A 21,031-nucleotide genomic window follows, 5' to 3' on the forward strand; every position below is an offset into this window, starting at 1 on the left:
AACTATTTTTACTGCCTGGGTTCGCCATTACGGTTCACTGCAATGGTAGATCCCGGAGGAGAGCTCATTTGCACATGATGCTCCGTGCCACGGTAGTTATAAGTCACGTCCCAGTATTGCGGTGTTGTATTGGCCGTAGTCTGGCAACGGCGCACATCGCGCTCGTAAGTACCACCGTTACTGCGTCCTGCATTGGCACCCAGTGCGCCACCGGCGACAGCACCACCAGCGGTTGCCAGGTCACGGCCCGTACCGCCGCCAACCTGATGGCCCAGAATGCCGCCTATCAAGGCACCGGCAATCGCGCCACCAACATTTGGATCGCTGCGTTCAGATTGAACTTGCTGGCGCTCTACCCAGCAACGTTCATTTGGTGGGCCCACCACAGCGCGCACTGAAGTCACAGGTGCGTCATAGACACCTTCATTCGGACGGCGGCGATAATCATAATTCGGCGAGCTCAAAGGCGCTTCTATTTCATTATCATAACGACGCCTGTTACTGATCGGGCGCACAGAAGAAATGCGGTTATTCATACCCATGCCTGACAGGGTATCGTAACTGCCTTTGCTCAAAATCATGCAACGACCACCGAAATTGGCATCGTCACAGACTTCCCAACGGCCATTAGAAACAACCACAGATGAAGCCAGGTCATTAAAGCCGCTGTTGCGGAAATTGTTTTGCGGGCCGTTGGCGCTAAAAGTACGGCCACGGAAACCTTCGCCTTCATAGAACACAATTTGAGCGCTCGCATGAGCGACCAATAACAGGCTGGACACACCAAAGATGAATTTTAATTGTTGTTTCATTTGTTTCTCCAAGGTAGAAATCTGAAAAAGCCATGGCGGATAATTCCATCCCGCCATTCAGACTTAGCAAGAGAGCCAGTATGAACAATATATTCATACCCGGGCACCATGTGAACAGCATTACCTTTTTTAAAAATCTGGTCTGTACGCTGCCACACATAAAATTCTTGCGTATTCCTATATGCACAACATATTTCAAATGATCAAAATGACATGAAAATACATTGTATACAGATACGAAGCTCGTTGGCGAACTTTAATTGTTTTCGCGCTGTGCTTTCTCGCCATCCTTGCAGTTGGCACCGCAAGCCATGACATAGGCAAACACCCAGTCGCAATAGCGTCCCTTGCCATCCAGATAGGTAAAATCACCTGCGGTAAAACTGCGTTTGATACTGTTGGCACAAGAAGCGCTTTTGATGCCCATGATGCCGCCACCGGGAGCAAGCACCAGTTGCCAGTCAAGCTTGCCAGTAATGGGATCGGGATAAAGTTGCCGGATATAACGTCGCACACCTGCCTGCCGCGGGTCTCGCAACAAGTCCTCCAGACGTGCGGGAGCACGGTTTGCATGGCCTGCCGGAGTATGCAGTTCATATTCGAGTATGGCTTTGATGTATTGCTTTCCCGTAATCAGCAATTCTTCCTCGGCAATACGTTTCCTTGCTGTTTCTGCTACCGTTGCCGTCGCTGCCGTAGCGATACCTATGACCGCTATCAGTATCATGATGCCCACATAGGTGAACCCAGCCTGACGGCTTAAACCTGGTGAGCGCTGAACGCTAAGTATGGTCATGAAATTTTTACTTGCTCATTCATGCTGAGCGACATGGTACAAACTTGTCCGTTGCAACCTGCCGTCCACAATTTTCAAAAAAGAGAAACGCCATCAAGTTTCTGATGGCGCACTCTCTTAACACTTAAAATGACAATTAATTCGATATCTTGCAAGAACGGGCGACGTTCGCTGCATTAGTATCATCCTTGGGTTCATTGCCCGATACTGTTGCGACGCTGCCAGTGCAAACAGGCGTGATATTCGATTTGAGGTCTTTGATAGTAGCAACATCAAAGGCATTTTTCAGATCGGGCAATTTGCTGCTATTGAAACTGCTGTTGACGATAACAGGATGGCTGACATTGAAGACTGTCACATTACTGATATCCGCAAAGCGAGCACTTTGCTTGGACGCACTGCAGTTACCACAAGACCGATACAGCTTGCCGGCTTCTTCTGCATAAAAATTGGTGATGACAATTTTCCCGCCCTTGCCATTGTTCTGGAAGATCTTGTCAGCTGCCTTGTAAGCAGCACCACCGGTCACTGTCATCGTACCTGGGCCTTTCAGCGTCGCCGCATCTTCACCGACATCACCCCAGTACACATTTTCTATCCTGCAATTGCCACTGCAATGTACGCCGTCCGCACCACCTGCCTTCAAATCCCGTCCTGATCCAAAGTTTGGATCACCGAGGACGACATTTTTCAGCGTTGCCCCTTCTTCCAATATGAAGTGCGGTATCTGATCCTCTGACTGATCGCCAGCCATGCTTTTACCAGTACCAACCAGGCACACCATCTTGCCGAATTTGACCAGACCATCAAAGACTGTATTGGCAGGTACTGTCGTCGTTGATGAAACAGATTGTTTGGTACATGCTGGCACCGGCCTTTTGGCTGGTGCTGCATGCGCGCTGACTGCGAAAGCAAGACCCAAAATTGCAAAAAGTAAACCACATGATTTTTTCATTTTTATCATCTCCAGATAAGGTTCTAAATAAGGTTCCAAATACGGTATTCAATAAGATATTCAGCAGCACGATCCGCACAGCATCCATCACTTGATCAGTCACTGGATTTTTTGCATGTAAGGACCGGCTACATCAAGATTGTCCTTCGTGTTTATTGCGCCAGATTGGTACGTGCACCAGCAGTCGCAATAGCCTTGGCTTTCACTCCAGCTGCGGCGGCTGCGCTGTAGGAGTAACCCGTAGCACCGTAGGCCTTGGTAGTGCCCCAGTCGGTCGCATTGGCATAAGGTTTGGAAGTGCTGTCAGGGGCCGTCCAGGTAATACCACTGCCAACGAAATTATTTTTCAATTCCCAATATCCCAGCTTGCTGCTATCGCGGGAAGTAACGGGATTAGCTACATTCTCAAAATAATTTGACTCAACCAGTACCTGACCATCCATGCGTACATTGATACCGGATGTATGGACATTGCTGAAGTAATTATTGAAGATATGTGCCTTGCCAAACCGCAGCAGTGGCAAACGTGCCTTGACATTTTCAAAGCGATTATTGTGGTAAGTGGTTCTTGAACCTGCATTCAGTGTGTCGCTATCACTGTAGCCATTCAGCGCCACTTTCTGGTAGTCATACACGTAGTTGTAAGAGACGGTGATATTGTTTGCCCCTTTTTTCATGTCTATGCCACCGTCGAAAGAAGCATCACCAGCACCTGAACACATCGTCAGCGAAGCAAAGATGGTATTGTGATCAATCCAGACATTGCTGGGCTTGCCGGTAGAATTACCTTCTATGGAAATAGAGTCGGCATCTTCACCGCCCTGCAACAGGCCTATGGTCATGTTTTGCACAATGACATTGTGCGCATCACCAACGACGTGAATGCCAAAGTTGGCACTGGAATCGGCTGTGCCCTTGATGGTAACGTCACTCTTGTTTTTGATTTCTACAGTCTGCGCAGGCTTTTTCCACTGCGCGCACACATCGGTAATACTGGCATAATTGAATTTGCCGGTATAGCTCAAGACCAGGCCCCCACTGCCTGAGTACTTGTCTATCTCCGCCTGCATGGCAGCCATGGTAGCAACCACTATCGGCGTCTTGTTACCGCCGCCGGTGGTAGCTGCACCATAGCCAACCGGGGCAGCGATTGCGTTAGCACTGGCTGCAATAGCTGTGATGCCTGCGGCCAATACTGTCAGCTTCAGAAAAGATAACTTCATTTTTTGTCTCCGTTTATATTGATGGATGGTTTGCCCATAACCGGGGCAAGCGATCATCTAAAGCGCGATAGAAATTAATCGCTCTCACTGCTCGTACGGCAGCGTTATGTCCCTGTATGGGATAGATCAAAATCAGCATTTCAATTTCTCCAAAAAATCCCTGCCCGGATATTGCAAACCATCAAACCAGGGTGAAATTTTTAGAAATTTCTAAAGCTTTTTCGATCTGGGTCGAGAATGCTCGCAAATGTAAGATACTGTCAATCATGCTAATTTCATCAGTGCCTGAAAAAAACGCTTAAAACTGTATTTCTTAGTCTTAATACAAACCTCAGGTGAATTAACAAAAATATTAAAATCTTCTATCAACATCAATAATTAATCTAATTTACAGTTAATTTACTTAAAATACACTTTAGCAAAGACAGGGATGTATCCTGATTAGATTGATTTCAAGATATTTCATTTGCTTTTTCGCCTATAAATTAATCAATAAAATAAGCCTAAAAAACAACAATTGGCCTAACCAATATAAATTATGGTTAACCAATAATTAAATTTGGTTAGGCCAATTATTAAATTTAATTTGTTTTTTTGATGCTGTTGCAAGAAAATGAAAATACTGGTCAGACCAGTTTTTCAGGGAATGGAGGGGCTCGAAAAATTACATCAAAGTCCGTCAAGACAAGCAATTCACAGACGGCTGAACGGCAAACCTTCACGTGTTGCACCCGGTGCTCCGCTTTGAATGTCGTACACGCCACTGCCCTTTTCAGGAGCGACAAGTACCCAGGTCGCGCTGCTGTCAGTGACCGGATCCAGCGGTAGTGATCGCAAGTATCTACGCTCAACCAGTTCATCCAGCGATTGCGGATAGCGACCGGTGTCGCCATAGAATTTATCGATGACTTCACGTGTCACATGCAGGTTTTTTTTGAGGACAGCCTCTCTGGATTGCTGGATGCTATGGAAATAACGTGGCACGGAAATCGTCAGCAGCAATGACAATATCGCCAGCACCACCAGCAATTCAATCAGCGTAAAGCCGTGTGCACCTGCATGCTTGTGTACGTGCTTCAGGGTATGCCTATTCGCGTGTTTACAGGTGATCTGCCGCACCCATAGATAAACACGCATGCGGGCATGCGTGTACGTGCTATGCGCGGTTTCACCAGCGTTGATAGGGTATGCCATTCAGACCGACCTGTTCAGAATTGGAATGTATATCGTAGACATCTTCGCCCGGCTTGGGCTTGTCAGCTTCACTCTGGTAAGAACGCAGGCCCCAGGTTTGCTCATCAGGCAAGCTACTGTCGTCACAAAACGGGTCACGTGGAATGTGGCGCAAGAAAAATATCTTCCTTGGCTTGGCACTGCGCTGGTCGGCAACACCCTTCACCAGCAACAGCAAATCAGGTGGATAGCCGCTGCTATCCGGCGTGCTGCCAATGCGCCCCTCGCCGCTGGCGCGTTTGTAATCATCCAGTGCATTACGTATTTCACGCAGGGCCAGACGCAGCTCCTGCTCTTTTTGGCGCTGCACCGCCACCTGTGCCACCGGCAAGGCGATAGTGGCCAGCAAAGACACAATCACCAGTGTCACCATCAGCTCTATCAAAGTAAAACCCTGACTGCGCATATCAGCCGCCGGCTTTCTCGCCTGCTGGCGGGCTGACTGAAATGGGCTGTTGTGGTGCCGCCTGTTGCGGCAATGCGGTCGGTTGCTGCCCTGGCAGCCCATCACGGCCACGCAGGCTGGCATCGGTACCAGCATCAAACTCAATATCAGCCGATGCACCCTGAGTCTGATTGCGTATCACCCTTGGCGTAATGGACAGGACGATCTCCGTCTTGCTTCTTTCTGAACCGCGATTACCAAACAGGCGATCAAGCACCGGCAACTCCCCCAGGCCGGGTATGGCATTGACTGAACGTTTGTCGTTGTCACTGATCAACCCGGCCAGCACCTGATTTTCTCCATCGCGCAAACGCAAAACCGTGCTGGCATTGCGGGCACCTATGCGGTAACCATAAGGTTGATTATTGCTGTCGTAAATAGTGCCGAGTATGCTGCTGACCTCCAGGCTCAATTTAATAGAAATTTCATCATCCAGGTAGACTATCGGTTCAGCCTCCAGTTTCAGACCCACGTCCAGATAATTCACCGACTGCGATGTCACCCCGGTGGCGGTCACATTGGATGACACACTGGGCACCCTTTCGCCCACCTTGATCAATGCTTTTTCCCTGCTCTTGATACGTATGCGCGGGTTCGCCAGCACACTGACATTTTCACGATTGACGGTAGCAGACAATTTCATGGCATCCACGCTAGCCAGCACACTGCGCGAATTCAGGTGGGTCAGGTCATGCAGCGTGAAGGCTGCGCCACTGATACTGCCGTCTTCACTCATAGTAGATTTAGCCAGGGGGCTCAAGCCGATATTGCCCGGCCATTTGACCCCCAGCGCTTCCAGGTCGCTACGCTGAACTTCCAGTATCTCTACTTCCAGCATGACTTCCGGTTCGGCCACATCATGCAGCGCCACCAGTTTTGCTGCCATGCGTATGGTTTCTGGCGTATCACGGATCACCAGCATATTGAGTTTTTCATCCACCACCAGGTCACGGGTCTTCAGCAAAGTCCTGAGGCTGTTTGCTACCAGCTTGGCTTCTGTATTGGCGATCTTGAAACTGCGTATGCTAAGTTGCTGATAACTGCGTTGCTTGGCCTGGTCGCTGGGGTAGATCAGGACAGTACGTTCATCGACGATGCGTTGTTCCAACTGCGTACTCATCAAAAGATTGCGTAAAGCCTGCTCGACGGTGGTATCTCTCAAGTCGAGATTGACCCGCATATCGGAAGGCACGTCACGGTCCAGCGTAAAGTTGATGCCAGAAGAATGCGCCATCGCTTCCAGCACTGCACGCACAGGCGCATCACGAAACTGCAAGCTCAATGGTTTTTGAAAAGCCTTGCTCAACACCAGGTTTTTTATCCCTGGCTCGGCCTCGCCTATTTTTCTCTGCAACAACAAGCCTTTGCCATGTCGGGGAAACTCAAGCAGAAATGCCTGTAATTCCTTACGAGCCTGATCAGACTTCCCCGCGTCCCAAAGCTCATTCACATTCCTCAATAGCCTGGCCTGGTACTGGCTGGCAGCCAGCGTGCGTACACCCAGCATGGCTTGCTCGACCTCGCCCAGCGCTGCCGCTTGCCGGTAAGCTGCCTGTGCTTCATCCCAGGCTTCACGTCGCAAGTCTTGCGCTGCCTTGTTGAGCAACTGGGTAGCTAACTGACGGCGGGCATTCACCAGTAACACGCGGGCTTCTACATGACCTGGTGTTTGCCTCAACAAGTCTTCCAGTTGCACTATGCCTTCTTCCAGTTTGCCTGCATCCAGTAATGCACGAATTTCAGTCGGCTTTGTTTGCTTTGTCTGTTCAGTGCTTGCGCATGCCCCCAAACCCAGCAAGCCACATAGCAACAACGCATTTCTAGCAATTCGTCTCATTGATTCACCTTGAAGCCGATCCGGATTTCCGAACCCGATTGATTGTCTTTGATATGCACACTGTCTTGCTGCAAGCTCAGAATACGGTAGCGCTTTTCTATGAGCTGTCCGGCAGCAACTGGCAGCACGTCACCATTTCTCATTAAAAATGCCTCGCGCTTGCCATTTTCTTCTTTAAAGCCAAGCAAACTGAAATCGACTTCTGCAACACTAACTTTTGTTTTTACGCCATCATCGCCCTGCATCTGCTGGCTGACCGGTGCGACTACATGGTCGGCAAACAGATCAGGTATCGCTGCATCCGCAAGCAGCACCTGTTTCTCTGCTTTCATCTCAGGCATGGCAGATGAAGCGCGTCGCGATGGCTGGCTGATTTCGGTTTCGGGCACAGTGGCAGATGGCCTGTCAAACAGGATCAACAAACCAATACCAGCCAATACTGCCAGCATCCAGGCCATTCTTTTTGACATCAGGATGCTCCTTCCATCACAGGGCTTGCCGGTTTCTCCACCTCAAACCAGATAGAAAATGACAGACGGGCATCTACACCGGCACCTGTATCACTACCGCGCAAGCCAAGTTCATCTAATGACAGGCCCGGGATTTCATGTGTTGCACGCAAGAAGCGGCGTATCTGTGGGTAACTGGCAGTGACAGGCAATTGCACTTGCCAGCGCCCGATATGGCCATCTGCATGCCGCTTGTAATCTGCTTGCGCGACAGCCAATCCATACTCTTTCGCCATTTGCAAAATATGCTGTACGCTATCGCTTGCCTTGACTTCCGCAGGAAGATTAAAGCCACTCCCTGTCTGCACAGATTTGCTGACACCTGCACTAGCTGACGGTGCTGATAGTTCCTCAATTTCTGCCTGCACGCGCGCGCCCTCTGCAGGTAACCACAGCAGCCACATCAGTAAAGTCAACACAAGAAAAAGTACGCCAGGTAGAGGCCACAGACCATGCCTGTGTACCAGCACATTCCAGTGCCAGCGCCAGTTATTCAGCTTGTCCATGATAGTCATGGTGCGTCCCTGGCCTGCAGATCCGGCATGCGATATGGCTCAGCCAGGACGACCTCGAAATGGAAATTCAAACGTCTTTCCTGCGTCTCATGACGTAACAAATTTACTCTTGAAAAAGCCTGATTCTTCTCTAAATTGCGTAAATATGCCTGCATGGTGACAAGGTTTTCAGCATGTGCCTGTACTCTGATCATGCCACGCATCAGTTCAGGCTCAAAAACATCCAGCCCGGCACCTGGCACACTCTCAAAGGCCAGAAAAATTGCCTCCCAGGGCAGGTTTCGCAAGTATTCAGACTGACGTAACAGGCGTATCTCTTCACTGCCCAGTTGTCTGGACTGAAGAGTCTGGCCATCAAGCTGTTCTTGCCTGCGCTGCGATTGCAGACGCTTTTCATCCAGTACCAGCATGTCAGCCTGCAGACGCTGCCAGCCATTCCAGATCAACACTGCCGTGCACAAAGCCAGCGCAAGCAGTACCAGGAATACCTGCACTCCACGCTGTCGCCATCCCCAGTGCCAGGGATGACTGTTCTCTGCAAAATTGATTTGCACAGGCTTCATGCGATTGCTTCCAGCAAGTGCCATTGCGTGGGCCTGGCATCACCAGTCCAGAATTTTTCAGTTGGCAATTGTTCTCCCAGCCTGAGCAACTCCAGCGCCAACAAGGCATCCACATCGGCACAGTGCAGTTGACGTACCAGCCGCAAGATACCCTGCTGCCAGTACAGCAGTGTACTGATACCATCCTGCACAAAACACCATGCGCCAGTGGCGGGCAGGCTGGCACATTGTTTGCGCCAGATCGTCACCAGGTGAGGTTCCAGGCTGGACAATGAATAGGTATCGACAGCCTGCAACAAGCTACGTGGCAGTGCGCATGCCAGCATGGGCTCGTTTCTGTGCCAGTCCGCCTGCAGCAGCCAGTCTGTCGCGGCTTGTCCATACAGGCTTTCAAAGCGTGCGTTCAAGAGGCGAAAAGCATCTTTCAGATTCACTATCCCGTCCGGCAACTCCATTAAAAAATAACGTATCCAGCAGTCAGCCACCACCACCTTCAGACCGGCTTTTGGTGTCAGCATGCTTACCAGTTCGTCACGCAATGCATCCCAGTCACCTGGCTGCGCTTTCAGTCGCTGTGGTGAACTGCCATCCGCCCGACTCAACCATATCTCTTGACCATCAATTTTCAAATGATTCTTTTCAACCCGCCAAAGTGACACGCTTAACCTCTTCCAAAGTAGTTTGACCATTGGCGACCAGCTTCAATGCGTCTTCAAATAAACTGCGCATGCCGCCGGCACGTGCCATTTCCTTAATTTGTCGCAAAGGCCGGCGTTCAATCACCAGCTCGGCCAATGCGTCATCCAATATCAGTATTTCTGCGACGGCACGCCGCCCCCGGTAGCCTGTGCCACGGCAATCACCGCAACCTATGCCGCGCCGGAACAAATAATTTTCTACCGTTGCGCGCTCCAGGCCACTGCGCAATAATTCTTCATCGTCGGGTATGTAGTCAGTACTGCAATGGCTGCAATTGAGCCTGATGAGACGCTGCGCAATAACGCCATTGAGTGAAGAAACAAAGGAATAGGGGTCTATCCCCATATGGGCGAAACGGCCAAACACATCGAATACACTGTTGGCATGCACGGTGGACAAGACCAGATGCCCTGTCAATGCAGACTGTACGGCAATTTCACCGGTTTCCTGGTCACGAATTTCACCGACCATGATGATGTCGGGATCATGCCGCAGTATCGAGCGCAGGCCACGGGCAAACGACAAGCCTTTTTTATCATTCACCGGTATCTGCAAAATGCCTGACAGATGATATTCAACCGGGTCTTCAATCGTAATAATCTTGGCGCGGCCAGTATTGATTTCCGTCATCGCACCATACAAGGTCGTGGTCTTGCCTGACCCGGTAGGCCCGGTCACCAGCACCATGCCATAGGGCTCAGCCACCAGCCGCCGTATGGTCGCCAGATGGTCATCGGCAAAACCGGACGCATCCAGTGTCAGGCCGCCATGTGCACTCACCATGGCTTGTTTGTCGAGTATCCGTATCACGGCATCTTCGCCATGCACACTGGGCATGATGGATACTCGCAAATCAATTTCACGTCCCTGAGCTTCTACCCTGAAACTGCCATCCTGGGGCACCCGGCGCTCAGAAATATCCAGCTCGGCCAACACCTTGATACGGGAAATAGCCTGCTCCGCCAGCGCCCTGCCCGTTACCTGCGCGGCCTGATCCAATACCCCGTCGATGCGGTATTTGGTCAACATGCCATTTGGGGTTGACTCAAAATGGATGTCGGACACTCCTGTCTTCAAGGCATCATAAAGTGTGGAGTTCACCAGCTTGACGGCGGGACTGGCAACATCATTGAGGGTGGCATAGCTCAGGTTTTCCAGCAGGTTTCTTTGTTCGCTATCTGCTTGCTGATCATGGATCATGGTATCGATGGACCGTACCGACTCCTCTTGTTTTGCCAGGTAGGCATGTACTTCGCCAGGTAAAGCAAGCCGCCATTGCAGCGCTACGTCAGCCAGGGTTTCCAGCCAGATTTGCAAGTCTTGATCATAGGGGTCGCAGACCACTGCAATCATTCCTTGCGCATCACGCAGGAGTACGCATTGGCGCACCTGGGCACGTGCCAGCGACAGGCATTCAAATGCAGGTGCATATGCCAGCATGGCGGCCATATCTATCGTCGCCATGTGAAACAATGCTGCTGTCTGCGACAACAAGACCCGCGGTTCTATGTGCGTCAGGGCTTCCAGCTCAATAAAGAATGCCCCGCCTGATTGCAGGGAATTGCGATGCGCAGTACGCGCCGTATCCATCATATTCACAAGCTCCCTTCCTGACTGCAGACTATGCCAAAGACCAGTCCGTACCACGATCAAACCTGCTACGCATTTATTGCAAATTTATTGCAAATTTATTGCAAAGTACCCGCCAGATCAAAAATAGGCATGTACAGCAACACCACGATCAAACCAATCACAATGCCGATCAAGGCCATTAATACCGGCTCAAAGATCTTGCTGAATTTTTCTATCCACAAGGTAGTTTCTGCATCATAAAAAAGCGCCGCCCGCGTCAGCATCAACCCCAGTTGTCCTGAATGTTCGCCGACCCGCAGCATGCGCAAGGCTATCGGCGTGGTTAAATCATTTTTTTCAAATGCATCGGAAAAATTGCCACCCTGAACTATGCTGTAGCGTGCAGCAGATAAAGCCTTGGCCCTGTGCGCGGACAAGGTACCGCTGACCATTTCCAGCGCATTTACAACGGCAATACCACCCTCCAGCAACATGCCCAAGGTCAGGTATAAACGTGCCAGCTCAAGAATATTGACGCGCTGCGCCACACCGGGCAAACGTGTCAGCATCACCATCAGGTAAGCTGATCGTCTTAAATGACGCAACCAGAAAAACATCGTGCAGAGCAATCCAGTTGCAGCGATCAGCAGCAACTTGCCATGGGCAGTCACTACTGCTCCCCAGGCAATCAGCCATTGCGACATCAATGGCAACTCACGGCCACTACCCTGGTAAACCACAGAAAACCGGGGTACCACATAACCAAGTAAAAACATGCTGACCATGCCACCTACAATCAGCAATATCGCCGGATAAATTGCGGCGCTGACGATGCGGTTACGAATACCGCTGATGCGCACCTGATATTCGATATAGCGAGACAGGGCCTGTGGCAAATCACTGGTACGTTCAGCCGCCCTGACTATGCCTATGAATAAAGGCGGAAAGTATTCAGGCTCAGCAGCGACTGCCACTGAAAAACGCAAGCCATCCCGCATTCTTGCCAAAAGGCGAAAAAGGATGGCGGCTGTTTCGCTTTGCGTATCTTTTTCAGCCAGTGCTTCCAGGCTTTCTATCAAACCCAGGCCTGCCTGCAACAAGGCCAGTAATTCCTGCGTGAACAACAGCAATGAAAAATTCTTGCCACGCTTTTGTGCCTGCGCCGACAGAGCGCGTACTTCCAGCACTGTCATCTGCCTGGACTCGGCGGCACGCGACGCTGCATCCGCATCAATTGCATCCAGCTCCAGCATTTGCACGCGATTGTCACGACCTACGGCACGGATGGCATAACGCATGTTTGCCTCAGCCCTTAATTACTGACATCGGCTGCTTCACCGGTGCCACCAGCACGACCATCTTCACCGAAGGACGACAAATCGAATTCCTTGCCATTGCGCCCTGGAATGCGATAGGCATAAGAATTCCCCCAAGGGTCAGGTGGTATGGCTTTTTGCAGATAAGGGCCATTCCAGCGAGCAAGACCAACTGGCCTGACCAAAAGTGCATTCAAGCCCAGATCAGCAGATGGATAGCGACCTACATCCAGCCGGTAATTGTCCAGTGCCTTGCTGAAAGACTCGATTTGCGCCTTGGCTACTTTTTGTCGCGACTCGCCTACTTTAGAAAAATACTTGGGGCCAACGTAGGCACTCAGCAAACCGATAATGGTAATTACCACCAGCAATTCCAGCAGCGTAAAGCCTGCCGCCTGCGAAGAACCACGCATGAATTTATCTGATTCATTTCTCATATGAATGAATTACCTCCCCCGAATGTAAGGTGGCCAAGTGATTATTTTCATTGCCACACCATCAATTCCGAATGTAAAGATGGGTTCGAAATATGCACCATTATTGGTCAGACCTGAATAAATATTGGCCTGACCAAAATACATTCTACTATGCGAATTTTCTTTTGTGAATGGCAATTCATAGCAAAAACAGCATTTACTGGTACTACCGGTGGGAGCAAGCTACAGATAGGTGTTTAGCTGCATTGCAGCGTAAATGTGACTTACTTGCGCAATTGCTTGCGCCGAGTTTAGTGAACTCTTATCAGATACAAGCGTACATCTGTGGCAAGAAAAAATAGATATTGCAGTGAAGCATTTTGCAATTTCAAGGAGGATGTTCTACTACTAAAAATCAAAACACAGCTGTCGCAAGATCGCGACGAACGACACACCAAAGCCTCATCACCAGAGTTCTCCATGTACGCCAACGTACATTCCATTTAAAAAAAATGACGTATACATACACCTCATACACCTCATACATCTGAGATTCGACCCTCTTAGGGTTCAGGTAATGCATGCGGACATTGTCCAGTTCAGTCTCAGTCATCCGCACTCAAGGAAAAAGCAATGAGCTTACAAGCCCTCAATGAGAAAATGGAACAATGCCTGGCCAACTGCCTGGCATGTCACCGCATTTGCACTGCAACCGCTGCCCATGTCATGCATGGTGACAGCCATCACAGTGAAGTTTTGCACCTGGTCAGCCTGCTGGACTGTGCGCAGATTTGCCTGGTGCATGCGGATTTCATGGCGCGCCGCTCGCCGCACCACATGCATCTGGCGAGAGAATGTGCAGAAATTTGCCTGTCTTGCGCGACTTTCTGCGAAGCCCATGCGGATGCTGATGGCATGATGAGCGAGTGTGCAAAAGCGTGCCGGACCTGCGCGGATAGTTGTACTGATATGTGATATCCGCTTCGAGAGAAGCTTGGTTGTTGCAACTCATCAGGAAGCAAAAATTTGATTTGTTTGTCATAGCGCAAAACATGCAAAGGCATGCATGCGAGGATGTTATATGTCAAAAAAATACTCGGCGTAACTCAACATATCAAGGAAATCATGACCAGCAATACAAAAGCATATTTGATCGGCGGCGGCATAGGCTCACTGGCAGCTGCCGCATTCATGATACGCGATGGAAAAATCAAGGGCGATAACATTTCCATCTTCGAAGCAAGCTCCCTCATCGGTGGCAGTCTGGATGGTGCTGGTAATCCCGACCAGGGATATTCATTGCGTGGTGGCCGTATGCTGACGACCGACAATTATGAATGTACCTGGGATTTGTTCAAATCCATCCCCTCATTGCATAATCCGGGAAGATCGGTATTTGAAGAAACCGTGGAATTCAACGAGCACTACAAGTCCAATTCCAAAGCCCGGCTGGTAGACAAGCGGCGCGCCAAGGTGCCGGTGTCGTCCATGGGTTTCTCCATGCAAGACCGCATGGAATTGCTCAAGCTGAGCCAGGCAGATGAGGCAGAGATGGGCAACAGCACCATCACTGACTGGCTATCGCCCTCCTTCTTTGAAACTGAATTCTGGTTCATGTGGGCAACGACGTTTGCTTTCCAGCCATGGCATAGTGCGGTCGAGTTCAAGCGCTATCTGCATAGATTCATGATGGAATTTTCACGCATAGAGACACTGGCGGGTGTCAAGCGCACCATCTACAATCAATATGATTCGCTGGTATTGCCGCTGCAAACCTGGCTGAAACAAAATGGCGTGCAATTCATCACGAATTGCCAGGTGCAAAAACTGACGCACACTGCGATCAATGAGCAGTTCCAGGTCACTGGCCTGGAATGCCTGCGTGACGGCGTGACAGAAAGCATCGCCGTTGCTGACGGCGACCTGGTATTCCTGCAAAACGGTTCCATGACCGATGCATCCAGCCTGGGCTCGATGAGCAGCGCGCCGGAAAAACGCAGCAAGATAGATAGTTGCGGCTGGCGTTTGTGGGAACAGCTTGCGGCTGAAAGACCCAACATGGGTAATCCGGCAGCCTTCAATACCTGCATTGCCCAGTCCTGGTGGGAATCGTTCACGGTCACACTCAAAGATCCGCGTTTCTTTGATCTGATGCAAAAATTCAGTGGTAATGAAGCTGGCACCGGCGGGCTGGTGACGTTCAAGGATTCCAACTGGTTGATGTCTATCGTGCTGGCGCACCAGCCGCATTTCATCAACCAGCCTGCTAATGTCCAGGTATTCTGGGGTTATGCACTCTACCCAGACCGCATCGGTGACTTTGTGGCGAAACCCATGAATGAATGCAGCGGAGCAGAAATCCTTGAAGAATTGCTGGGCCACCTGCGCTTTGATGCCGAAGTGTTTGACAATGCCAATTGCATCCCCTGCCGCATGCCTTACATCACCAGCATGTTCATGCCACGTTCAGTTGGCGACCGGCCTTTGCCTGTGCCGCCGGGTACAAAAAACTTTGCTTTCATCAGCCAGTTTGTCGAAGTACCGGATGATGTGGTCTTTACTGTGGAATATTCAGTGCGTGCTGCCCAGATGGCGGTATATCAGTTGCTGGGTGTAAATCGTGAAGTGCCGCCAATTACGGCGCACGACAAATCCTTGGGGACGAAGTTTGAAGCGCTGGTCAAGGCGTTTAAATAAGTAGCTGTCGGCTCTAAAAACAACGCAGCCTTCCATAGGGGGAAGGCTGCATTGCATCGCAAAATGATGTCTTTTGACAGCCAGCAAAGCTCATGACTCAGGGTGTTCTTTCTTGAATCGCTGATTCGCCTCATCCAGATGCTTGATCAGCACATGTGAAATGATATTGACCCCAATACCACCGAACATGGCAGGTACCAGATACAGTGCCAGCGAAACCTCCGAGACAAATATCGTGTCGTCAGCAAGTGAGGGTGACAGTTTTGCGGCAGCTGAGAGCACCTTGAGAAAATAAACGTCCATGCCAGCAATGGCAACCAGCGCAAACCCAAATACCAGGGTGGTTTTTTTGGAGATGGCTTTTTTTAATATCAGGTAGCTGTAGATGCCAAAAGGCATTACCACCGAGGCTATCATCATCAGCCAAAACTTCAATTCTGAAAATATCGTGTTTTCCACACATGCATCCTTAAAACAGGTGTCAGGCCAAACGCTTACTTGGCCGCTGGAAAGATTATTAACCTAATGCATGTCCGTGCAAGTAACGTATTCTCTCACTTTCGTAACGAATTGAATTCTGCCTTGAATAGACTAGCTGTTTTCCGATAGTATAGTTTCAACTAGAACTTATTTCCTGAGAGAATGATCGCCATTGTCGGTGACGCGCGGTTCTTTACTTGCGGGATTGCATGCGAATGTATCTATCTTTTCCGCGCCAGTCTATCGTTGACATTGCTGCGCGCATAGGCAACTATTGATATAGCCACATCGATCCTGCTGTATTGCTCCCGCTGTAAGCGTCTGTTTTGCGCTATTCAAACTCATGAAATAAACTGTGCCGCTCACTTTTCACCCTGTGGTGGATATCGCTGGGTGCCAGAAGTTCTCTGCATGATACGCATGGATACCAATTAATTTGCTATTCGTTTTAGTACTGACAGTGTGAAGGCATTAAGATGACATCAAGAATCGTCAATTGGAAATCGGCTGGAGCCGTGCTGGTCCTTATTGCAGTAGCGGCTGGGGGCTGGTGGTATTACCACCGCACGGATGCAAGCGCACCAGCAGATGCAGGCAATGGCCCTTCAGGGAATTCAGGTAAGCGAGGCGGCGGACGTGATGGCGCCAATAAAGTGCAGCCTGTGTCGGTCGTACCTGCACAAAAACGTGATATACGTCTCATCGTCACGGCGATAGGCAATATCGCTGCCGCCAATACTGCCATCGTACGTACCAAGGCAGACGGTGAACTCAAAGCGATTTATTTCAAGGAAGGCCAGGCTGTGCAGGCCGGGCAGTTGCTGGCACAGATAGACCCCAAGCCTTTCCAGATTGCCCTGTCACTGGCACAAGGCACCCTGGCGCGTGACCAGGCGCAGTTAAAAAATGCCGAGCTCGATTATCAACGCTACAAAGACCTGGTCGAAAAACAGGCAGCCCCAAAACAGCAAATGGATACGCAAGAAGCACTGGTGCAGCAACTGCACGGCACTATCCTGTCTGACCAGGCCTCAGTAGATAATGCCAAACTGCAGTTGAGTTATACCCGCGTAACCGCTCCTATCTCTGGCCTGGCTGGCTTGAAGCAGGCTGACCTGGGCAATATCGTGCATAGCTCAGACACCAATGGTCTGGTATCGATTACGCAAACCCAGCCGGTTGCCATCGTATTTGCCATCCCCGATGTACGCCTCGATAAATTGCGCCAGCAAATGAAAAATGATGTGCCTTTGCGGGTAGAAGCATGGGACAGGGAGCAAAAAAATATCCTGGCAGAAGGCAGTGTCGCCAATACCGATAACAGCATAGATCTGACGACAGGCACGATCAAGGTCAAGGCCTTGTTCCCGAACAAGGACAATGGCCTGTTCCCCAATCAGTTTGTGAATGTGCGCTTGCAACTCGATACCATGAAAGACGCGCTGGCAGTGCCAGTGGCATCTGTACAGCGCGGCACGGTAGGCAATTTTGTATACGTCGTCGGTGAAGGTGGAGTAGTTACCCTGAAGCCTGTCACTACACTGGCCACCGATGGTGACTGGGTGGCCGTCAAGGCTGAACTCAGGCCAGGTGACCAGTTGGTGACCGATGGTGCAGACCGTTTGCGTGATGGTGGCAAGGTGGAAGTCATTGCGGCATCAGCCAGACCTGGTGGCGGTGATGAGCCTCGCGGTGGTGGTGGCAAACGACGCAAGGGAGGCGGAGCTTCTGCTTCAGGGTCGAGCTCGGCCTCTGCTTCAGCATCCGGGCCTGCATCTGCCCCAGCTCCGGCCCCTGCCTCCGCAGCAGAAACCAGGAAATAAGGGCGCTCAGCTCATCATCACATCATGGCTACCCTGAACCCCTCACGTCTGTTTATTGAAAGACCGGTCGCAACTTCGCTGATGATGCTGGCCATCTTGCTGGCCGGTTTGCTGGCTTACCGCCTGCTACCTATCGCGGCCTTGCCGGAAGTTGATTACCCCACCATACAGGTGACCACACTTTATCCGGGTGCCAGCCCGGATGTCATGACCTCGTCTGTCACGGCACCGCTGGAACGCCAGTTTGGTCAAATGCCAGGCCTGGCGCAAATGTCGTCGACCAGTTCTGGTGGCGCCTCTGTGATCACCCTGCGGTTCGAATTGAGCCTGTCGCTCGACGTCGCCGAGCAAGAAGTGCAGGCCGCCATCAATGCGGGCAGCAATCTATTGCCCAGTGATTTGCCTATGCCACCGGTATATAGCAAGGTCAACCCTGCTGATGCGCCGGTATTGACGATCGCTGTGTCATCGACCACGCTGCCAGTGATACGCATACATGATCTGGTCGAGAGCCGCCTGGCACAAAAAATCTCGCAAGTACGTGGCGTCGGTCTGGTCAGCATTGCCGGTGGGCGCAGGCCTGCTGTCAGGATACAGGCCAACCCTACGGCACTGGCTAATCTTGGTCTCTCGCTGGATGATTTGCGCACTGCCATAGGTAGCGCCAATGTCAACCAGGCCAAGGGCAGCTTTGATGGCCCGCTGCGTGCATCGACGATTGATGCCAATGACCAGATGAAAAGCGCGGCAGAATATGCCAACCTGATCTTCGCCTACAAGAACGGCAACCCGATACGCCTGCGTGATGTTGCCACGATGGTCGATGATGCCGAGAACATGCGCCTGGCGGCCTGGGCAGACAAGGCCCCGGCTGTTATTCTCAATGTACAGCGCCAGCCTGGTGCCAATGTGATACAGACGGTAGACCGCGTGAAAGCCCTGCTACCTAGCTTGCAAGCCGCCATGCCGGGCTCTGTCGACGTGCGGGTACTGAGCGACAGGACAACCACCATACGCGCCTCTGTTGATGATGTGCAAATCGAATTGCTGCTGGCCATAGGCCTGGTGGTATTCGTGATCTTTGTATTTTTGCGCAGTGTGCCTGCCACCATCATCCCCAGTGTTGCCGTACCCTTGTCGCTGGTAGGCACCTTTGGTGTCATGTACATGGTAGGTTTCTCTCTGAATAACCTGACACTGATGGCGCTGGTGATATCAACTGGCTTTGTGGTTGATGATGCGATAGTCATGATAGAAAACATCGCCCGTTATGTCGAAGAAGGCGAAACCCCGATGGCGGCAGCCCTGAAGGGATCACAGCAAATCGGCTTCACCATTATTTCCCTCACGGTTTCCCTGATTGCGGTATTAATACCGCTGCTGTTCATGGGCGACGTGGTGGGCCGCCTGTTCCATGAATTTGCGATTACCCTGGCTGTCTCGATATTGATTTCTGCCTTCGTGTCCCTGACCCTGACACCAATGATGTGCGCCCGTCTTTTGCATCATGAAAAAGAAGAAGACTTTGGCCCGGTCAAGCGTGCCGTGGGCCGCATGTTTGACCAGACCATTGCAGGCTATGGCCGCATGCTGACCTGGGTATTGGACAGGCAAAAAACCACCATGCTGGTGTTTGTGGCGACACTGGCACTGACTGGTTTGCTGTACATCTTTGTGCCCAAAGGTTTCTTTCCTGTGCAGGATACCGGCCAGATACAGGCCATTACCGAGGCAGCGCAATCCACTTCGTTTGCCGCTATGGCAGAACACCAGCAAGCGCTGGCCAGCGTGATTTTGACTGACCCGGCGGTGGAAAGCGTGTCGTCCTTCATCGGTGTAGATGGTGCGAATGCTACCCTGAATGCAGGCCGCATGCTGATCGTACTGAAGCCCCTGAATGTACGCGTGATATCGGCCACCCAGATTGCCAGACGCCTGGCTGAGTTGACGCGCAAGGTACCAGGCATCGCCATCTATATGCAGGCAGTGCAGGATCTGACCATAGAAGACAGGATAGCCAAGACGCAATACCAGTTCATGCTGAGTTCGCCCGATATTGCTGAACTGTCGCGCTCGACATCCGCCCTGCTGGAACGTCTGCGCAAATTGCCGCAGTTGGCCGATGTTGCCAGTGACCAGCAAGAGCTGGGCCTGCAAGCTTATGTGAATATAGACAGGGATGCCGCAGGCCGCTTTGGTGTCAGTGTCGCAGCAATCGACAACTCACTATACAACGCCTTTGGCCAGCGTCTGATCTCGACGATTTTTACGCAAAGTAATCAATACCGCGTGGTACTTGAAGTGGCACCGCAATACAAAGTGGGTATGGATGCCTTGAACAATTTGTATGTACCGGGCACGAATGGTGTACAGGTGCCACTGTCTTCAATCGCCAAAGTGGTGGAGAGGATAGCGCCACTGGCAGTCAACCATGCAGCGCAATTCCCTGCCGCGACGATTTCCTTCAACCTCGCCCAGGGTGCAGCGCTGGGTGATGCAGTCAATGCCATCAAGGCAGAAGAAGCCGCCTTGCATTTGCCAGTCAGTGTGGAAACCAGTTTCCAGGGTGCTGCACTGGCTTTCCAGGCATCCTTGTCCAGCACCCTGTTGCTGATACTGGCTGCGATAGTCACCATGTATATCGTGCTGGGTGTCTTGTATGAAAGCTATATACATCCGCTGACTATACTTTCGACCTTGCCATCTGCAGGCCTGGGAGCCTTGCTGGCCTTGCTGGCATTCAGGCTGGACCTGGGTATCATCGCCATCATCGGTATCGTGCTGCTGATCGGTATCGTCAAGAAGAATGCCATCATGATGATCGATTTTGCCCTGTATGCCCAACGTGAAGAAGGCTTGAACCCGCGTGAGGCCATACACAAGGCTTGCCTGCTGCGTTTCCGCCCCATCTTGATGACAACCATGGCAGCCTTGCTGGGTGCCCTGCCACTGATGCTGGGCTCAGGCGTAGGCAGTGAATTGCGTCACCCTCTGGGCGTGGTCATGGTCGGTGGCCTGATTGTCAGCCAGTTGCTGACCCTGTTCACGACGCCAGTGATTTATCTTGGCTTCACGGCGCTGGCGAGCAGGTTTACCCGCAAGCCCAAGTCAGACACTGCAGCAGAAACTGCGGCGTAAGC

Annotated in this window: 19 protein-coding genes; 4 read left to right on the forward strand and 15 right to left on the reverse strand. The window is 51.2% G+C overall.

Annotation, left to right across the window (positions count from 1 at the left end):
* Positions 1-8: 8 nt before the first annotated feature.
* The 14 genes from ACO0LD_RS17215 to gspG all read right to left on the reverse strand — a co-directional run bounded on the left by ACO0LD_RS17215 (position 9) and on the right by gspG (position 12,912).
* Complete coding sequence (locus tag ACO0LD_RS17215) at positions 9-812, reverse strand: beta/gamma crystallin-related protein (RefSeq protein WP_423008950.1); 804 nt, start codon at positions 810-812, stop codon at positions 9-11.
* Positions 813-1,068: 256 nt separating this feature from the next.
* Positions 1,069-1,608, reverse strand: coding sequence for a type II secretion system protein (locus ACO0LD_RS17220; protein WP_423008952.1), 540 nt, complete (start codon positions 1,606-1,608; stop codon positions 1,069-1,071).
* 136 nt (positions 1,609-1,744) lie between these two features.
* The gene (locus ACO0LD_RS17225; protein ID WP_423008954.1) at positions 1,745-2,563 is read right to left on the reverse strand and encodes a pectate lyase; all 819 of its coding nucleotides are present in this window, start codon (positions 2,561-2,563) and stop codon (positions 1,745-1,747) included.
* Between the two features lie 152 nt (positions 2,564-2,715).
* The gene (locus tag ACO0LD_RS17230; protein ID WP_423008956.1) at positions 2,716-3,786 is read right to left on the reverse strand and encodes a pectate lyase family protein; all 1,071 of its coding nucleotides are present in this window, start codon (positions 3,784-3,786) and stop codon (positions 2,716-2,718) included.
* A 693-nt stretch (positions 3,787-4,479) separates the two neighbouring features.
* Positions 4,480-4,980, reverse strand: a complete 501-nt coding sequence (locus ACO0LD_RS17235; protein WP_423008958.1) for a type II secretion system protein — start codon at positions 4,978-4,980, stop codon at positions 4,480-4,482.
* Entirely contained in the window at positions 4,955-5,425 is a 471-nt protein-coding gene (locus ACO0LD_RS17240; protein ID WP_423008960.1) for a type II secretion system protein, read from the reverse strand. The genes ACO0LD_RS17235 and ACO0LD_RS17240 overlap by 26 nt, the downstream gene beginning before the upstream one ends.
* 1 nt (position 5,426) lies before the next feature.
* A complete protein-coding gene (locus ACO0LD_RS17245; RefSeq protein WP_423008962.1) occupies positions 5,427-7,301 on the reverse strand; it encodes a secretin N-terminal domain-containing protein in 1,875 nt (624 codons plus the stop codon).
* Complete coding sequence (locus ACO0LD_RS17250) at positions 7,298-7,771, reverse strand: hypothetical protein (RefSeq protein ID WP_423008964.1); 474 nt, start codon at positions 7,769-7,771, stop codon at positions 7,298-7,300. Before ACO0LD_RS17250 ends, ACO0LD_RS17245 begins: the two co-directional genes overlap by 4 nt.
* Positions 7,771-8,325, reverse strand: a complete 555-nt coding sequence (gene gspM, locus ACO0LD_RS17255; protein ID WP_423008966.1) for a type II secretion system protein GspM — start codon at positions 8,323-8,325, stop codon at positions 7,771-7,773. The genes ACO0LD_RS17250 and gspM overlap by 1 nt, the downstream gene beginning before the upstream one ends.
* A complete protein-coding gene (locus tag ACO0LD_RS17260) occupies positions 8,322-8,888 on the reverse strand; it encodes a hypothetical protein (protein ID WP_423008968.1) in 567 nt (188 codons plus the stop codon). The genes gspM and ACO0LD_RS17260 overlap by 4 nt, the downstream gene beginning before the upstream one ends.
* Entirely contained in the window at positions 8,885-9,517 is a 633-nt protein-coding gene (locus ACO0LD_RS17265; RefSeq protein ID WP_423008969.1) for a hypothetical protein, read from the reverse strand. Before ACO0LD_RS17265 ends, ACO0LD_RS17260 begins: the two co-directional genes overlap by 4 nt.
* A 10-nt stretch (positions 9,518-9,527) precedes the next feature.
* Entirely contained in the window at positions 9,528-11,177 is a 1,650-nt protein-coding gene (locus tag ACO0LD_RS17270) for a GspE/PulE family protein (RefSeq protein WP_423009276.1), read from the reverse strand.
* 98 nt (positions 11,178-11,275) lie between these two features.
* Positions 11,276-12,457 (reverse strand): type II secretion system F family protein, encoded by a 1,182-nt coding sequence (locus ACO0LD_RS17275; protein ID WP_423008971.1) that lies wholly within the window; start codon positions 12,455-12,457, stop codon positions 11,276-11,278.
* Between the two features lie 14 nt (positions 12,458-12,471).
* Complete coding sequence (gene gspG, locus ACO0LD_RS17280; protein ID WP_423008973.1) at positions 12,472-12,912, reverse strand: type II secretion system major pseudopilin GspG; 441 nt, start codon at positions 12,910-12,912, stop codon at positions 12,472-12,474.
* 612 nt (positions 12,913-13,524) lie between these two features.
* On the opposite strand from gspG, the gene ACO0LD_RS17285 reads away from it, so the two are divergent.
* Complete coding sequence (locus ACO0LD_RS17285) at positions 13,525-13,866, forward strand: four-helix bundle copper-binding protein (protein WP_423008975.1); 342 nt, start codon at positions 13,525-13,527, stop codon at positions 13,864-13,866.
* A gap of 150 nt (positions 13,867-14,016) precedes the next feature.
* Positions 14,017-15,588 carry an oleate hydratase gene (locus tag ACO0LD_RS17290; protein WP_423008977.1) on the forward strand — a complete coding sequence of 524 codons (1,572 nt, stop codon included), beginning with the start codon at positions 14,017-14,019 and terminating at the stop codon, positions 15,586-15,588.
* A 90-nt stretch (positions 15,589-15,678) separates the two neighbouring features.
* Here ACO0LD_RS17290 and ACO0LD_RS17295 read toward each other — a convergent pair whose 3' ends face one another.
* The gene (locus tag ACO0LD_RS17295) at positions 15,679-16,047 is read right to left on the reverse strand and encodes a hypothetical protein (protein WP_423008979.1); all 369 of its coding nucleotides are present in this window, start codon (positions 16,045-16,047) and stop codon (positions 15,679-15,681) included.
* 497 nt (positions 16,048-16,544) lie between these two features.
* Between ACO0LD_RS17295 and ACO0LD_RS17300 the strand changes: the two genes are divergently transcribed.
* Both ACO0LD_RS17300 and ACO0LD_RS17305 read left to right on the forward strand, forming a co-directional pair.
* Positions 16,545-17,891 carry an MdtA/MuxA family multidrug efflux RND transporter periplasmic adaptor subunit gene (locus ACO0LD_RS17300; protein WP_423008981.1) on the forward strand — a complete coding sequence of 449 codons (1,347 nt, stop codon included), beginning with the start codon at positions 16,545-16,547 and terminating at the stop codon, positions 17,889-17,891.
* Between the two features lie 33 nt (positions 17,892-17,924).
* Positions 17,925-21,029, forward strand: coding sequence for an MdtB/MuxB family multidrug efflux RND transporter permease subunit (locus ACO0LD_RS17305; RefSeq protein WP_423009278.1), 3,105 nt, complete (start codon positions 17,925-17,927; stop codon positions 21,027-21,029).
* The last annotated feature ends 2 nt before the right edge of the window (positions 21,030-21,031 follow it).

It is taken from the genome of Undibacterium sp. Ji83W (assembly GCF_049340385.1).
GTDB lineage: Bacteria > Pseudomonadota > Gammaproteobacteria > Burkholderiales > Burkholderiaceae_D > Undibacterium.

Excerpts from the sequence above, each read along its gene's own strand:
- ACO0LD_RS17240 (WP_423008960.1), bottom strand. The coding sequence starts at position 5,425 with ATGCGCAGTCAGGGTTTTACTTTGATAGAGCTGATGGTGACACTGGTG.
- ACO0LD_RS17225 (WP_423008954.1), bottom strand. The coding sequence starts at position 2,563 with ATGAAAAAATCATGTGGTTTACTTTTTGCAATTTTGGGTCTTGCTTTC.
- ACO0LD_RS17220 (WP_423008952.1), bottom strand. The coding sequence starts at position 1,608 with ATGACCATACTTAGCGTTCAGCGCTCACCAGGTTTAAGCCGTCAGGCT.
- gspG (WP_423008973.1), bottom strand. The coding sequence starts at position 12,912 with ATGAGAAATGAATCAGATAAATTCATGCGTGGTTCTTCGCAGGCGGCA.
- ACO0LD_RS17300 (WP_423008981.1), top strand. The coding sequence starts at position 16,545 with ATGACATCAAGAATCGTCAATTGGAAATCGGCTGGAGCCGTGCTGGTC.
- ACO0LD_RS17290 (WP_423008977.1), top strand. The coding sequence starts at position 14,017 with ATGACCAGCAATACAAAAGCATATTTGATCGGCGGCGGCATAGGCTCA.
- ACO0LD_RS17275 (WP_423008971.1), bottom strand. The coding sequence starts at position 12,457 with ATGCGTTATGCCATCCGTGCCGTAGGTCGTGACAATCGCGTGCAAATG.
- ACO0LD_RS17270 (WP_423009276.1), bottom strand. The coding sequence starts at position 11,177 with ATGGATACGGCGCGTACTGCGCATCGCAATTCCCTGCAATCAGGCGGG.
- ACO0LD_RS17260 (WP_423008968.1), bottom strand. The coding sequence starts at position 8,888 with ATGAAGCCTGTGCAAATCAATTTTGCAGAGAACAGTCATCCCTGGCAC.
- ACO0LD_RS17215 (WP_423008950.1), bottom strand. The coding sequence starts at position 812 with ATGAAACAACAATTAAAATTCATCTTTGGTGTGTCCAGCCTGTTATTG.
- ACO0LD_RS17235 (WP_423008958.1), bottom strand. The coding sequence starts at position 4,980 with ATGGCATACCCTATCAACGCTGGTGAAACCGCGCATAGCACGTACACG.
- ACO0LD_RS17245 (WP_423008962.1), bottom strand. The coding sequence starts at position 7,301 with ATGAGACGAATTGCTAGAAATGCGTTGTTGCTATGTGGCTTGCTGGGT.
- ACO0LD_RS17250 (WP_423008964.1), bottom strand. The coding sequence starts at position 7,771 with ATGTCAAAAAGAATGGCCTGGATGCTGGCAGTATTGGCTGGTATTGGT.
- ACO0LD_RS17230 (WP_423008956.1), bottom strand. The coding sequence starts at position 3,786 with ATGAAGTTATCTTTTCTGAAGCTGACAGTATTGGCCGCAGGCATCACA.
- gspM (WP_423008966.1), bottom strand. The coding sequence starts at position 8,325 with ATGACTATCATGGACAAGCTGAATAACTGGCGCTGGCACTGGAATGTG.
- ACO0LD_RS17285 (WP_423008975.1), top strand. The coding sequence starts at position 13,525 with ATGAGCTTACAAGCCCTCAATGAGAAAATGGAACAATGCCTGGCCAAC.